This is a genomic window from Mesorhizobium zhangyense (assembly GCF_011045115.1).
GTDB lineage: Bacteria > Pseudomonadota > Alphaproteobacteria > Rhizobiales > Rhizobiaceae > Mesorhizobium_M > Mesorhizobium_M zhangyense.
The window spans coordinates 1-15222 of sequence record NZ_JAAKZG010000022.1 but is presented as its reverse complement, the minus strand read 5'-3'; the positions used below and the strand labels follow the sequence as shown (position 1 = coordinate 15222).

11 protein-coding genes and 2 pseudogenes are annotated in these 15222 nt (G+C 58.5%); 6 read left to right on the top strand and 7 right to left on the bottom strand.

The window, feature by feature from the left end:
- Positions 1 to 42 precede the first annotated feature (42 nt).
- Together G6N74_RS28160 and G6N74_RS28155 are read left to right on the top strand one after the other, a co-directional pair.
- Positions 43 to 795, top strand: coding sequence for an acetoacetate decarboxylase (locus G6N74_RS28160; protein ID WP_165121309.1), 753 nt, complete (start codon positions 43 to 45; stop codon positions 793 to 795).
- 20 nt (positions 796 to 815) lie between these two features.
- Positions 816 to 1979 carry a patatin-like phospholipase family protein gene (locus G6N74_RS28155; RefSeq protein WP_165121308.1) on the top strand — a complete coding sequence of 388 codons (1164 nt, stop codon included), beginning with the start codon at positions 816 to 818 and terminating at the stop codon, positions 1977 to 1979.
- A gap of 29 nt (positions 1980 to 2008) precedes the next feature.
- Here G6N74_RS28155 and G6N74_RS28150 read toward each other — a convergent pair whose 3' ends face one another.
- Positions 2009 to 2230, bottom strand: coding sequence for a hypothetical protein (locus tag G6N74_RS28150; RefSeq protein ID WP_246246018.1), 222 nt, complete (start codon positions 2228 to 2230; stop codon positions 2009 to 2011).
- Positions 2231 to 2453: 223 nt separating this feature from the next.
- On the opposite strand from G6N74_RS28150, the pseudogene G6N74_RS28145 reads away from it, so the two are divergent.
- Positions 2454 to 2881, top strand: a pseudogene (locus tag G6N74_RS28145) (GFA family protein).
- 194 nt (positions 2882 to 3075) lie between these two features.
- Here G6N74_RS28145 and G6N74_RS28140 read toward each other — a convergent pair.
- Positions 3076 to 3342, bottom strand: coding sequence for a hypothetical protein (locus tag G6N74_RS28140; protein ID WP_165121307.1), 267 nt, complete (start codon positions 3340 to 3342; stop codon positions 3076 to 3078).
- A gap of 1200 nt (positions 3343 to 4542) precedes the next feature.
- Between G6N74_RS28140 and G6N74_RS28135 the strand changes: the two genes are divergently transcribed.
- From G6N74_RS28135 to G6N74_RS28125, 3 genes and pseudogenes are all read left to right on the top strand, one after another.
- A complete protein-coding gene (locus G6N74_RS28135) occupies positions 4543 to 5403 on the top strand; it encodes an alpha/beta fold hydrolase (RefSeq protein ID WP_165121346.1) in 861 nt (286 codons plus the stop codon).
- A 22-nt stretch (positions 5404 to 5425) separates the two neighbouring features.
- Positions 5426 to 5614 (top strand): annotated as a pseudogene (locus G6N74_RS31010) (transposase domain-containing protein); the annotation flags it as partial.
- Between the two features lie 127 nt (positions 5615 to 5741).
- Positions 5742 to 5957 (top strand): hypothetical protein, encoded by a 216-nt coding sequence (locus tag G6N74_RS28125; RefSeq protein WP_165121306.1) that lies wholly within the window; start codon positions 5742 to 5744, stop codon positions 5955 to 5957.
- 116 nt (positions 5958 to 6073) lie between these two features.
- Here G6N74_RS28125 and G6N74_RS28120 read toward each other — a convergent pair whose 3' ends face one another.
- The 5 genes from G6N74_RS28120 to G6N74_RS28100 form a co-directional block, all read right to left on the bottom strand.
- Positions 6074 to 7285 carry a calcium-binding protein gene (locus tag G6N74_RS28120; RefSeq protein ID WP_165121305.1) on the bottom strand — a complete coding sequence of 404 codons (1212 nt, stop codon included), beginning with the start codon at positions 7283 to 7285 and terminating at the stop codon, positions 6074 to 6076.
- A gap of 617 nt (positions 7286 to 7902) precedes the next feature.
- Positions 7903 to 9963, bottom strand: a complete 2061-nt coding sequence (locus tag G6N74_RS28115; protein ID WP_165121304.1) for a calcium-binding protein — start codon at positions 9961 to 9963, stop codon at positions 7903 to 7905.
- 334 nt (positions 9964 to 10297) lie between these two features.
- Positions 10298 to 11254: an AraC family transcriptional regulator gene (locus tag G6N74_RS28110; protein WP_165121303.1), complete on the bottom strand. Its 957-nt coding sequence runs from the start codon at positions 11252 to 11254 to the stop codon at positions 10298 to 10300.
- A gap of 390 nt (positions 11255 to 11644) precedes the next feature.
- On the bottom strand, positions 11645 to 14116 hold the full coding sequence (locus G6N74_RS31310) for a beta strand repeat-containing protein (protein WP_165121302.1): 2472 nt from the start codon (positions 14114 to 14116) through the stop codon (positions 11645 to 11647).
- A 491-nt stretch (positions 14117 to 14607) separates the two neighbouring features.
- The gene (locus G6N74_RS28100; protein ID WP_165121301.1) at positions 14608 to 14793 is read right to left on the bottom strand and encodes a hypothetical protein; all 186 of its coding nucleotides are present in this window, start codon (positions 14791 to 14793) and stop codon (positions 14608 to 14610) included.
- Between the last annotated feature and the right edge of the window lie 429 nt (positions 14794 to 15222).

Here is a 15222-nt window from a genome sequence, read left to right as displayed (position 1 = left end):
AAAAACCCAATCGCTTTCTCCGCCATACAGGAACCCAGTTAGATGAAAGCCGAAGACGTTCGCCGCAGCTATGCGATGCCGCTCACCAATCCGGCCTATCCGCGTGGTCCTTACCGCTTCATCGACCGCGAATATGTGATCGTCACCTATCGGACCGACCCCGAAGCCTTGAGGGCCGTCGTTCCCGAACCGCTGCAAATCGCCGAACCCCTGGTCAAATATGAATTCATCAGGATGCCGGACTCGACCGGGTTTGGCGACTATACCGAGTCCGGCCAGGTCATTCCGGTGCGTTTCGACGGCGAGGAGGGCGTCTATGTTCACGCCATGTATCTCGATGACGACGCTCCAATCGCCGGTGGCCGCGAGATATGGGGCTTCCCCAAGAAGCTGGCGTCACCAAAACTCGTCCACGAGGGTGAGGTGGTCGTCGGCACGCTGCATTATGGCTCGGTGCTCTGCGCGACTGCGACCATGGGCTACAAACACAATACAATAGACGCCGGCGACATCGCGCACTCACTCGGTAAACCAAACTTCCTCGTCAAAATCATCCCGCATGTCGATGCTACGCCGCGCATTTGCGAACTGGTCCGCTATCACCTTCAGGACATCACCGTGAAGGGGGCTTGGTCAGGTCCGGCAGAGTTGCAGCTTTACAGGCACGTCATCGCGGATGTTGCGCGCCTGCCGGTGTTGGAGATCGTGTCAGCGGTTCATTTTGTCGCCGATCTCACGCTGGGCCTCGGCGAAGTCGTCCACGACTATGCGAAACAGCCCGGCGCAGAACGCTAAGCGGGCAGAAGGATCTTGCAATGGACCAGACTGTGAAGAAGCGAAGAGGCGAGACACCCGATATACAGGACCTCATAGCGCCCTATCAGTCTGTGGCGCTCGTGCTTCAGGGTGGCGGCGCGCTTGGCGCCTATCAGGCGGGCGTTTTCCAGGCGCTGAGCGAAGCCGGGATAAGCGCCAACTGGCTGTCAGGTGTTTCCATTGGCGCGATCAACGCGGCGATCATCGCCGGCAACGAGCCCGGCAACCAGGTCGACCGGCTGCGCGATTTCTGGGAAACGGTGTCGGGCCGCAAGGTGTGGCATTTTACGCCGGAGGGCGATGCGTTCCGCAAGCTGCGCAATCAGGCCAGCGCCATGATGACGATGATGTCGGGACTTCCAGGCTTTTTCAAACTGCGAGAGCTGAGCCCGTGGTACCAGCTTCCCGGCGCAACGGGGGCGACGAGCTTCTACGACACGGGCGAACTCGAAGCCACGCTCAATCGCCTGATTGACTGGAATGTCCTGAACGATCGGCAACGACGGTTGAGCGTTGGTGCCGTGAATGTCCGGACGGGTAACTTCCGCTACTTCGATAGCGAGATCGAAATTATCGGCCCGCAGCACATCATGGCGTCGGGCGCTCTGCCGCCAGCCTTTCCGGCTATCCATATCGAGAACGAGTACTACTGGGATGGCGGCATCGTCTCGAACACGCCGCTTCAGTATCTGCTGGAACAGGAGGATGTGCACGATACGTTGGTGTTCCAGGTCGACCTGTTCAGTGCGCGCGGCATCCTTCCACGAGACATGGGCGAGGTGCAGGCGCGTCACAAGGACATCATGTATTCAAGCCGGACGCGCAACAACACGGACACGTTCCGCCGCCTGCACAATGTGCGCCTGAAGCTTCACCAGGCATTGCTGCGCATTCCGCCGGAGATCCTGACCGAGGGAGACAAGGAATTCCTCGCTTCGATGGAGGATGTCCCGCAGATCAACATCGTCCATCTCATCTATCAGCCGAAAATCTACGAGAGCGACGCAAAGGATTACGAGTTCTCAGGCACCTCGATGCGTGAGCACTGGGACGCCGGCTATCAGGATACCCGCAAGACGCTGCGCCATCGCAAATGGCTGGTGAAGCCGCCGGAATCGATCGGAATGACTGTCCATGACATTCACCGCGATGATCCGAGCTGAGAGGTTCGACAAGGCAGGCCTATCCGTGTCTATTCGGTCGTGATCTGCACCAGTGCGGTGACCGGCTGGCCGTTCACAAGGATGGGCTGGTGATGATCATCTGCCAGAAGAACCCCAATGACATGCTGGCCGGTAGGCGAAGGGCAATGGCTTAACCTGGCCAACACAAGATCGCCCCCAAAATCGCTGTTCATGCTGTTGTAGGCGGGGCCTGGGATATTGCAGCTGTCCCCCTCTGGATCGATTTTCATATCGATATGGCCGCAGCGGGAATCGCCCGCACGGCATTAGGCGGAAGTTGCTTTGCACCACGATGTGAAATTGCGCCGAACAGTGACCCCACGTCGACCAGGATTAATCGGCTGATTTCATTGCGAAAATGAATGTTGGCAAGGGGTTCCAGAAGGCACCTGTTATGACCCCTCGAAAATCCCAAAAAGAACTACTGGATCAGACACTTGCGCGTTTCGATCCTTGGGGTTGCAGTTCGGCGCGATTTCACAGCGAGAGACGTCAAAACTGGTTGTCGCATGCCATTGTCTCGCCTGCCAGAGACGGACCGGTAGTCCATTCAGCGTCGGGGCATTCTATGCGATTGACACGGTTGAGATTTCTGGGGGGCCACGGAATTTGTCCACGTTGGCGATAGCGGTAACAGGGTGCGCATCTATTTTTGCCCAACCTGCGGTTCGACAATCTATTGGAAGCCCGATGCGCTGCCATCGATGATCGGCGTAGCCGTTGGTGCGCTGGCCGCCCCTGACTTCCCGGCCCCAGCGCTATCGATATTCGAGCGATCGAAACATCATTGGTTGCAATTTGACGGGGATGTCGAACACTTTCAAGAAGGTGCGATACGAGAATATTCGCCTGATCTGACGAGACGGTCCGACTCCCGTTAATCGCCGCGTCCGTCATCAATGGAATTAAACACGGCTGATCTAGGTGAATTGTCAGATCACAAAAAGCCCGCCGGCAAGACGGATCGAGACGACGGGCTTCCGCCACCGCCGGGGTGATAGCGGCGACATTCCCCGCCAAGGAGGGAGTGAGGGCAGGCGGGGACACTTCAAACCAAATCAGAGCGGCTTCTAATTCAGCAACCTAACCGACCGAAATCGAAAACATTGCGAGTATGCCCTGCGTGTTTCGCGAGAGGCATCCGTCGAAGCTTTCTGAAAAGCGCCTCTTCATTGGTAATGCCGGAACTGTGTAGTGAAACAGCACGTCTGGAGAGTACATCCGCATCCGAACCCTCAGCCTCGAAACCGTACCAGCGGCACAACTTCGCAACGACGCGGTTCAGCACGCCCAGCTGAGCGGGATAGAAAATGCCGGTCTGAAAAGCATGAGAGCTATTCATGGCTCTCTCCACAGATCAGGGCGAAAACGTGATAATCTCTCTCAAAAACCAGCGCCCGTTTCTATCGCTGGTCACCCAATAACGGTACGCCGATTCCGGCCAATAGCAAGCTGATACTCTGAAACGCAAAAGGTCCGACACCTCTTCAGAATGGCCGCCGGCGGCTTGGTAATGCCAAAGATCAGACAACGCCGCTTGAATTTCCCGTTTCAACTCGTCTCGGGGCGTCGTCAAGCACGGTTAGCTCCACCGCCGCCAATTTTGCAGCGCAAAGCACATAACGTTCACTTGCCAGCCAGGACTCGCGGTCACTCTCTTGCCCAATTATGTCGGGGCCACGGTGCGCACCGATCTGATCGTTTTTGGGCGCCAATCCCGACGATAAATGCGCGTTAGGTCGGCGAAAGCTCGGTGTGGACGCCTTGCCAACGGTTCGCGTCGAAGCCTCTTGAAAAGTGCGTCTTCACTGGTCAAACCGAAACTGAAAAGCGACATGGCCCGGCTGGCAAGCTCCTCGGCATCCTCACCTTTGACGCTGAGACCGTGCCAGTCGCACGTCTTCTGGACGACGCGATCCAGCAGATCCAGGTCGTCGGGATAGAAATTCTCGGTTGAAAATCATGATGGTTGGTCATGGCTTTCTCCTACGAATGAGGGCGAAAGCATGGTGTTCTCTCTCAAAAACCAGCGCCCTTATCAAAGGCTGGTCACCCAATAACGCTACGCCTAAGCGGGCCAATAGCAAGCGGAGATTTTCTTGGCGATGTGATCGGCGAGGGTGTCGGGGGTGTCTGGCATTTTTGCCAAGGCCGTCTAATCCATAGACCAGCATCGGGACTTACGAGCGCCGCTGCTTTGCGCTTCACATTGTCGACATAAGGCCCACTGCTAGGTCAGCGAAAGAGGCGGGGGAACGCAAGTTCACTGATACCCCCGCCCTGCTCAACGGCCCCCTTACACTGTCCCACTCGGACAGCGGCATTGAGCCGAGCAGAGACGATGAATAGCATTCATAGCGTTTTCAGGCGCTAATCTATGATAACTTTCGGATCCGGATCTATCATGTCGTTGATCCAAAAATCCCGCCACTTCGGAGTGGTGATGGACGGCGGTGCCGGCTGCGCTTTCGGAAGGACTACCCATACCGGTTCTGTTACCAGACGTGGAACCTTTGAGCCCTTCCAGGGATTATATCCGCCGATGTTCGATGGCTTTAATCTTGAAATGATTGAACTGCCGGAGGCGACATTTCGGATTCGCCGCGGTGGCAACGGCCCTCCGGTGCTTCTCCTGCACGGGCATCCCCGCACGCACGCGACCTGGCATCGCGTGGCTCCTCATTTAGCCGAATTCTACACAGTGATCTGTCCAGATCTTCCCGGCTTCGGGCAATCATCCATTCCTGCTGACACGCCCGACCACGCCGGATCCTCCAAACGCGCAAAGGCGCGTCACTGCGTTGCCCTGATGCGGCACCTCGGCTTCGAGCGCTTTGCTGTCGCAGGCCACGATCGCGGCAGTTACACCGCATTCCGTATGGCAATGGACTACCCCGACGTGATTACGCATCTCGCGATCCTCGATGGCGTACCGATCCTGGAAGCACTGGAACGTTGCGATGCCCGCTTCGCGAAAGAATGGTGGCACTGGTTCTTCTTCGCCCAAAAGGAAAAGCCAGAGCGAGCGATTCTGACCGACCCAGACGGCTGGTATGGCGGATCGCCGGAGCATATGGGCGCAGAAGCCTTTGAGGACTACCGTGCTGCCATCCATGATCCTCGGGTCGTCCATGGAATGCTCGAAGACTACCGGGCCGGTCTTGGGATCGATCGCGAGCATGACCAATCGGACCGTGCTGCCGGTCGCCGGATTGCCTGCCCGACGATGGTACTCTGGTCGCTCCAAGACGATCTGGAGCAGCTTTACGGCAACGTCCTCGACGTATGGATTCCATGGACGACCAGATTGTCTGGGAGGGGTATCGATTGTGGACACCATATGGCGGAGGAGGCGCCGGAGGCTCTCACGGCGGAACTGCGAGGGTTCTTTCGATCCGCTTAGATCTGCTACCACCCACCTCATCAAACTCAACGATGTCGAACCGCTCGGCTATCTCGCCGATGTCCTCACCAGGATCGTCAATGGCCACCCCAACAGCCAGCTCGACGACCTGCTGCCTTGGGCTTATATCCCCGGCTCCCGAGCTCAACGCCGTGGCCTGAGAACACCGCTTACGATGTGTGCAAGAGGCATGCTCAATATGCTCGTTTGAGCGAGCGGGTGGAAAATCAGGGTTGGGATGTCGTCGACCTGCGCTCGAACATAAACACGGGCTTTCGCAACCAGGAAAGCTCCATTCATTCCCTGTCGAACGAATTGCGGGGCTCGTCCAAGACGCAATGGCCGGTGATCTGGTCGGCGATCCGGCCGGATTGACAAGATCGAAGAACGGCTGGTTCCGCGCCGAACTGGATCAGGTGTTTGGTGACCAACAGCGCCAGGTCGACGAGATCAAGCAATTCCCGAGCGGCATCTACAATCAGCGTGACGTGATCCGGGATATTCTGGAAAGGCTGGATCGAGTCGAACGCCGCGTGCCGATACCGCCCGGATGATCAAATTCCACCCAAAATGGAGGGTGCGTGAATAGCTCGAAGCGGCTATTCAACGCCTCTAGCCCCTTGCGCCCGCGTGTTCCTTCTGGAGCGCGGGCCTTTTTTCGTTTTCGACCTCAGACGACGAAAAACTCTCCGGCCGTCATGGCCAGTCCGGGCGAGAGCGTGGCGAACTTCGTTGCCGCGGCACCGCCCAGCCCGTCCTTGTCGAAATACAGGTCGCCGGTTGTCTTGTTGTAGATGATACGATCACTCGCATCATGCGCGGCGGCTCCAGTATGAAAGGCACCCGCCGAAAGCCAGCCATTCGCAAGGCCGGTGAAGACCGCATTCTCAAGCTGGATCATGTCGTCGGCGAGGTTGTAGTCCGTAATCTTGTCGATGTTGGTCGAACCGAGCGGGGCGTTGAAGTGAAAGGCGTCGCCTCCGGTTCCGCCGACCAGCGTGTCCTTGCCCGCTCCCCCGGACAGCAAATCATTGCCAGCCCCGCCGCGCAGGATGTTGTTGCCGGCATTGCCGATGAGGGTGTTTTTGAGGCTGTTGCCGTTGCCGGTCAGGTTGGTAGTCCCTTGAAGCTCCAGGCGCTCAAGATTTGCGCCAAGCGTCCAGTCGATATGGGAACGCACAGTATCGAGGCCCTGGTCAGCGGCTTCGATTGTCCGGTCTCCCGAAAGCGAAACGAAATAGAGATCGTCGCCGTCGCCGCCGGCCATCGAGTCGGCCCCGTCGCCCCCGTCAAGGGTGTCATTGCCCAAGCCACCGATCAGCGTGTCGTTGTCGGCTCCGCCATCGAGATAGTCGTCGCCCCGGCCACCGTCGAGATAATCATCGCCTGCGCCGCCGTAGAGACCGCCCTTTATAGTGCTCCAAAAGGTGTCAGCGCTATCACTGCTTTTTACAGTAATCGTGAAATCATTGTTGTCGCCGCCGTCGCCGCCAAGCAGCGTATCGTTACCGTCGAACCCCCAAAGGCTGTCTCTTCCATCGCCGCCATCGAGGTAGTCCCTGCCGCTCAATTCACCAAGATAGGGAACGATGGATCCACTTGCGGCGGAGCTGTAAGTGAATTCGCCGCCGACCAGCAGGTCGCTCCCGAGTTCGCCATGGAGGTAGTCAGTACTGGTGCCGCCATGGACGGTATCGTTGCCGTCGCCACCGAAGCCATACATGTTTCCGGCCCCATTACTGCCGAGAAAATCACTCCCGTTGCCGCCATAGAGGTCGGGGCCGGCCTGAGTGGTGAAAATGCGGTCATTGCCGTCGAGCCCGTAAACTGCGGACTGAGCGGCGGTGATGTAGTCATTTCCATCCGTAAGAATCTGCGACATGTTTCAAGCTCCAAAAGGACACGGGCAGATTGCATGCGTCGGTCGGTGCACGCAAGAAGATATGCCTACCTCATTGGGATACTGCGCTCGGCAAGCCTGCGGATATGCCAGCGAGACTGGTATCCCTGAATTCAGGTATAGACAGTGGTGGGTTGGCATTCTGCGCCTAATAATCATTCAGACCGCGTATTCCTTCTGGAGCGCGCTGGCTTCCTTTTGCGTATATGTCAAATCTTATTGTCGTCGTTCGATATTGGCGCATACTCCACATCGAGGGACCAGCAGGCGGCGGCTGGAAGTCACAGCATATGCTTCGAATGAAGGGAGGAAAGCCATGGAAGGCCTCCGCAGAGCACATCAACCGCACGTCTATTACCTGAAGATTGCTCATGCTCTCCCACGTATGCCGAAGACTCCGATGGGAAAGAGGCATCAAGGCTAGCGACGAGAGCGCAAAGGATATCGCTGATCTTGCCCTGGTCCTATATCCGCCGGTATTTCCGAGGAAACCGATCTAACTCAAAAGCTCAGACAGCAGGCGTGGCGGTTTCCCGATCGCCAACCACACGTTGGCCCGCCGCTCCGGAAGGGGTGGTGGGCTTTTCGCATTTCACCCCTCAGACGATAAAGAAATCGCTGGCCGTCATCGCCAGTCCGGGCGAGAGCGTTGCGAACTTGATTGCCGCTGCACCGCCCAGGCCGTCCTTGTCGAACAGCAGGTCGCCGGTCGTCGCGTTGTAGATGATGCGGTCACTCGCATCATGCGCACCGGCCCCGGTGTGGAAAGCGCCGGCCGAAAGCCAGCCAGCCGCAAGACCGGTGAAGACGCCATTCTCCAGCTGAACCGTGTCCTGCGCGACGTTGTAGTCGTTGACCTTGTCTATGTTGGTCGAGCCAAGCGGTGCGTTGAACAGGAACGTGTCGTTGCCGGCTCCGCCGAGCAAGGTATCCTTACCGGCACCGCCCAACAGAAGGTCGTTGCCGGCGCCACCGCGAAGAATGTTGTTGCCGCTGTTGCCGATGAGCGTGTTGTTGAGCGTATTGCCATTGCCTATCAGGTTGGCCGAGCCAAGGAACTCCAGCCGCTCGATATTGGCGCCGAGCGTCCAGTCAATATAGGACTTGACCGTATCGGTGCCTTCGCCGGCAAGTTCGATCGTCCGGTCGCCTGTCGAGGAGAGGACAAAGATATCGTTGCCGGTGCCGCCGAGGGTGGTGTCGTTGCCAGCCGCACCATCCAGGAAATCGTTGCCGGCACCTCCTCTCAGCGTATTGTCGCCGACATTGCCGATGATGATGTTGTGTAGGCTGTTGCCGGTACCGACGAGATTGGCTGTGCCTTGCAGTTCCAGTCGTTCGATATTCGCGCCGAGTGTCCAGTGGATGAAGGAGCGGACGGTGTCGGTGCCTGCTCCCGCAGTCTCGATGACCTGATCACCGGCGGTGTCTACCACGTAGACGTCGTCGCCGCTGCCGCCTTTCAAGATGTCGCTGCCAGAACCGCCGTTCAGATAGTCGTTACCCAGACCGCCAGTAAGGCGATCGGCGCCAGCCTCCCCGTATAGCCGATCAGCACCGTCGCGTCCGTCTATGTTATCGTTGAAAACGGTCCCGAAGAACTGTTCCGAGACCGCTGTGCCGACCCATTCCACGGCGGCCTGGCGCGGGTCCACGATCCGTGCGTAAATTTCGGTGGAGCCTATATGCGCGGAGTCCCAAGTCACGATCACACGGCCATCCGCCATCTCGGACGCGGTAATCCCTGCAACAAGATTGGAGGTTCGGTCCGAAGATATCACAAATTCGGAACCTATCCGTTCACCGCTGGCGGAGTAGAGTTGGCCCAGAACGTCGTCAATTCCACCGAAACCACCGTCGTTCCAGACGACCAGAAAATTCCCGGACTGAAGGCCGACCACCTGTGGCTTGGTTTGCGTATGGGTGTGGGCGGAGGTGTTGATTTGGAATTCGTCTCCGCCATTGACAGCGCCGTAAACTCGAAACACACCCGGTGAGACATGTTCGGTCCAAACGGCCATGAAGTTGTCGCCGGTCGAATAAGCGACATCCGGATCGATATGAAATTCGTCGAATTCGCCGCTGTCGACGCGGTACGAACCACGGCCACCGGTTTCGTGGCCGCGTATGCTGTCATGGTGATTGGTCTCTGCTGACTGACCTAGGTCATCATCCCAGACGATGTTCACGCGCGATCCATCGCGACTGATTGCGATTGAAGCATTGGAATCCGCACCCCACTGGTCGCTGATTTGCTGGATCGGACCTGTGGCCTGTCCATCGGCGCCGAAATGAACTGCACGAACGGCCTGAGTGTACGTCACACCGGGCCCTGGGTCGCTATCGAACCTGTCATCGTCCCATACGATATAGAAACCGCCTGCGCGATCGCCCACGATGTCGGGCCTGCTCTGTGTGCCGTCAGTACTGCCGACATTGGTGGGCAAGTCTCCGGTCACCGGATCACCGGAGGCATTGAAAACGCGGTGGTGGACATCCTCGTTGCTGCCAGAGCGGGATGCCCACGTAATTGCAAAACCGCCTCCCTCAAGCGCAGCGATTGCCACGTTGCCTTCGTCGATGGCTCCGCCGTTCGTGGCATTGGCGACAGCTTCGGCCCGGCTGACGGTGCCGTCAGCATTGTGAATGACATACTTCAAGGTGCTCGGATCGCCGAGGCTACGGTAAACTACCGCGAAGCGACCATCTGAAAGGGCCGTAACCGCCGCCGAGTTTTGACTGTCGTTGGGGCTATGTGGATTTATCTGGAATGAGTGATAGGGGAGCGTAGGCGTTGGCATAATGAGTCCTCGCAAGCCAATTTGTTGCCAGCCGCAGTCGGGCCGTCCGGTTGCATACACGACCGCATTGTTCGCCGTCTTTGCATCGGGCGAACATTTACTGCCGAGAACGAACCAGCCGTTTGCCTATCGGGATTTTAAAAATCCCCCGGCGTCCGGCGAAGGTTGCGGGAAAATAAAAACTACGAGGTGACTAGCTGAAATGCTTGCGCATGCCCTCTGCTCGGACATCGGAAGGCGTGATCCCGAAGCGCTTACGAAAGGCGCGGTTGAAATTGGAGAGATCATGGAAACCGGAATCGTAAGCGATCTCCGATATGGTTTTGTCGAGGTCGCTGTCGCTCAACAACTGGAATGCAAGTTTCAGTCTGCTGTCGCGCAGGAACTCGGAGAAGGTGACGCCTTCTGCCTCGAACAGGCGCTGGATATATCGCGGCGTGACACCCTGTAGACCGGCCACCAAAGAGATGCTCAGCTCTGGATCTTGCATTCGGCTGAGAATGTGTTTTTTCACGAGTTGGAGCCGCGCGCTCCTGAAGCTGGGCTCGTTCCGTTCTGCACCGCCCTGGACAAAACCATCCAGTAGAAGAGCTGCAAGGTCATAAAGGTGATTGACGGCGATCTGACTGGCTTTGTCACCCTGTGGCTGATTTGTTCGCAAGAGATCAGCATAGCCGGAAATGAGTGACATGCCGGGGGTGGTTTTAGGAATGTGGTAGCTTGCTCTCATGTCGATACGTGGCACCATCCGAGCCAGCCGCGATCGCTCAAAGGACAGCACCCTCACGACGGTTTGTGGCAGCCAGAAATCCGACGGTGTCCCTTCGTTGACGAGCATCAGGTCACCGGCAGGCACTTTCACCGGTCGCCCTCCCTCTATCGACACCTCATGCTCTTCCGTATGCAAGGTGAGGAGATAGCCGTCTCTGCCATCGCCGAGCAGATCGCGTGTCCTTGCACCGCGGAGTGGTGAATACCTGGCCGTTCCGACTGTGACCCGATCCGGCAGGCCAAAGGCGGCGATCTCTACATGGAAACCCCTTGGGTCGGCGGGAGTGAATTGCCTGCCGGCGACATGACGCGCCACGAATTCGTGCACGAATGCCGGGCGATCGCGTTCAGGGATATTTTCGGTGGAGAAACGCTGCATCGGCTAGGATCATTCCTGTCCAGTAACCGCTTTGGTACGGCTAGCCGCAATCGATGGCAAGGGATGGCTTACTGTATGCCGGTCATCGCTGGCCTTCGGCTTCCCGCGATTCCTGCCGTCGAGATCGAACGCAGCGCCGTCTGAGCCAGTTCGACGACGGCGGCCCGGATTTCATTCTCCCGCCAGCCGTCTCTCATCGCGCGGACGAGTCGTGTAAGCAGAAGCGATGGCATCCTTGCAGATTGCTTCAGAGGCTGGAGAAAGCACCTCGGGGCGTCCAAAACCTCTTTTGGCACAGAAGTCTTGCCGTGATACCGGCGAGTGACCGAGCAGTCCGTGAAAACTCGAGGCCCACAGAACGCAGTCCACGGGCCTCGGCAGTGAGATTATTCAGACGAGGAAGAAGTCACTTGCCGTCATCGCCAGTCCGGGCGTGAGGGTGGCGAACTGGGTTGCAGCAGCGCCGCCGATGCCGTCCTTGTCGAAGAAAAGGCCACCCGTCGTCGAATTGAAGATGATCCGGTCGCTGGCATCATGCGCGGCAGTGCCGATATGGAATGCCGCCGCTGACAGCCAGCCCGCCGCCAGGCCGAAGAAGATGCCCTTGTCCAGCTGGATCATGTCGTCGGCGACATTGTAGTCGGTGATGGTGTCGACATTGTTCGGCCCGAGCACCGTGTTGAAGACGAAATTGTCCTTGCCTTCCCCGCCGACCAGGCGGTCATTGCCGAGATAGCCGGCAAGCGTGTCGTTGCCGGCACCGCCGCGCAGGATGTTATTGCCGCTGTTGCCGCCGACGGTGTTGGCAAGCGTGTTGCCATTGCCGGTCAGGTTGGCGGTGCCCTGGAATTCGACGCGTTCGATGTTGGCGCCGATCGTCCAGCTGGCCGAAGCTCGTACGGTGTCGCGGCCCTCGCCAGTCACTTCTATAACACGATCCCCTGTCGAGGAGACAATGTAGATGTCGTCGCCGTCGCCGCCGGCCAGTGTGTTGTTACCCAGCCCGCCGATCAAAGTGTCGTCGCCGCCCAGGCCGTATAGCAGATCGTTGCCGGCACCGCCGTTCAGGATATTCGCATCGGCATCGGTGCCTGTCAGCGTGTCATCAAAGGCCGATCCGAAAAGATTTTCGATGCTGGCCAGCGTATCGCCTTCGGCATGGCCGCCGCTAGCCGTTCCGGTGTCCAGGTTGACGATGATGCCCGCCGTGGAGGCGGTGTAGTCGGTAGTATCCGAACCTGCTCCGCCGATCAGGTTGTCCGCGCCGCCGAGACCGGAAAGCATGTCGTTGCCGTCCCCGCCGCTGAGAGTGTTCGCGTCGGCGTCGGTACCGGTCAGCGTATCGTCGAAGGCCGAGCCGGTGAGGTTCTCTATGCCGGTCAGCGTATCGCCTTCAGCGTGGCCACCCGTTCCCGAACCGTCCGCGAGGCCGACGATAACGCCCGCCGTCGAGGCAGTGTAGTCGGCAGTGTCGGAACCGAGGTCACCGAAGAGTTGGTCCGCGCCGGCGCTCCCTGTAAGCACATCGTTGCCCAGCCCGCCATTGAGTATGTCGTCGCCCGCCAAACCATCAATGGAGTCATTGCCGTCGGAGCCGATCATTCGGTCGGCCCCGGCCGACGCAACGAGCGAGATCCGAAACACATCGAAACCGCTGCCGTTGGCGTCAGTACCTGCCCCGTCATTGGTCGCCTGCGACTGGAAGGTGACGTAACGGCCATCGGTCGAGATCGATGGCGTGTTCGAAATGTCGTTCAACTCAGATCCGTCAGCTGCGACGGACAGGCGCGTCACCGCGCCGGTCACCATGTCCTTCAGGAAGACGTCGCGCAGCCCGTTCGTATCGCCCTGCACCAAGTTATTGGCAGCGCTGAGGAAGACGACATAGCGCCCGTCGGCCGAGATCACCGCCTGGAGGGACAGGTCGTTTGCCTGGCTCCCGTCTGTCGCGGTGGAGACGCGTGTGGTGGTGTTGGTCAACAGATCGCGGACAAAGACGTCGGTGGAGCCGTTGCTATCGCCGCTGACAAGGTTGGTGGCGTCGCTGGTGAACACAACATAGCGGCCGCTGCCGGAGATCAAAGCGCCGTAGGAAGTGCCGTCCCCCGAGCCGCCGCCGGTCGAAACCGAGACGAGGGTAGTGGTGCCGGCAGCGATGTCTCGAACGAAGACATCGGTCACGGCGCCGTTGCTGTCGTTCACCGTCAAGTTGCTGGCACTACTGACGAAAGAGACGCGGCTGCCATCGTCAGACAGACGGGCCACAAGGGAGTTACCGTTGGCCTGCGAGCCGTCATTTGCTACCGAAACGCGGGTGACAGCCCCCGTCTGCAGGTTCTTGACGAAGGCATCGCTGAAGCTATTGCTGTCGCCGGCCACCAGGTTGTTCGCGGTACTCTGGAAACCGATATGGCCGCCGTCCCCGGTGACGTCGACATTCTGGCTGGCGCCGCTTGCCTGACTGCCGTCCGATGCCGTCGAGACACGAGTGGTCACACCCGTCAGCGTGTCCCGCATGAAGACATCCAATGCGCCATTGGTGTCGCCGCCGACCAGGTTGGTAGCCGTGCTGTTGAAGAATACGAAGCGGCCGTCATCGGTAACGGCCGCCACGCTGGAGACGTTATCGCCCTGCGTACCACCGATTGCAGTCGAGATCAGCGTCGTGGTGCCGCTCAGTGTGTCGCGCAGAAAGACATCGAAGAAGCCGTTGGCGTCGCCGGACACCAGGTTAGTCGCAGTGCTCTGGAAAACGACGAAGCGGCCATCGCCCGACGTCACGCCGCCAGTAGCGATGTTATTGGCGCTGTTGCCGCTGCTGTCGACCGATATCCGGATGATCGAGCTGGCGTTGACGGTCATGATGGAAATCCCCCAATCGAGTTTGGAGCCGATGGCGGCGCACTATGGGATGCGCCATCGGACAAATCTGAAAGAGAAGCTATTGGAACTGTGATCCCCGGCTCACTCCCTTATACACCATATACGTGTGCTCCCAGTTCAGCAATCGCGAGGAGCGTTTTAAACTTTTTGGATTCACGCTTGCCGACTGCCAAGTCAGGATCACTGCGCTAGGCCCCGTCTCAGCCGGAATTCCAATTGACGGTAGTCGGGCTATGGCCGCGGCGGAAATACTTACGGAACATGCCTGAGCGGCTTATCGGTTTTAATCAACACAGACGCGGTTCGAAACTGCTCGGACGTAAACGGCGCATAGCGTTCATCGGCGGTGCGGTAGCGATTGGCCGGCGCACAAAGAGGGTATCCTTGAGAAAAGTTTATTGCGCCGGCGCGCGGCAGATATGGTAGCCGGAGCCTACATGTTTCCTTTAGAAGCGCGGGCTTTATTGCGTTTAGGGATTTCCCGCCGTACGAGCTGGCCGCTCTGGGGGGACATCCCTTGCCAGAAGATCACCCAAAACCAGCGATGTTTCGCGTAGTAGCTTCTTGATGTGATCCGGCGGCATCTGCTCGAAATGCTCTGCAGCGTCTAGAAGCTCGACAACCAGTTCAACGCCGCGTGCGTGAAGTTGTGGCATCGCATCCTCCGATGAGAGGCCGGCGCGTTGGGCGACTTGGGGGTCTTCGCGCCGGCCATGCAGCCGACGGGGGTCAGGCTACTCAACCACATAATCACCGAATCTCCTGCCGTGCCAGTGAATTTGGAGGGAACATTGCCGCAAGGCGAGCGTTAGCGTGGTGCCGCTATTGTCTGGGATTATGCGAGGAGCGGCAAGCCGCCGGCGTTCACTCACTCCCCGGCGGCATAGAGCCCGCCTTCGCTGCCCTCGCGACGGCGGGCTTCTTTTTTCAAGCCTTCGGCATGAACGCGGCCCGCCGCGGTTGGCGATCACGGCCAAATTTCTTACCTCTGAGCGACTTCGGTCTTTCGCCATCAATGGCCTCATGAAAAGCAGCCAAAGTGTTTATCCAGACGATTGCCTTGAACGGCATATCAGCCTCGCCAC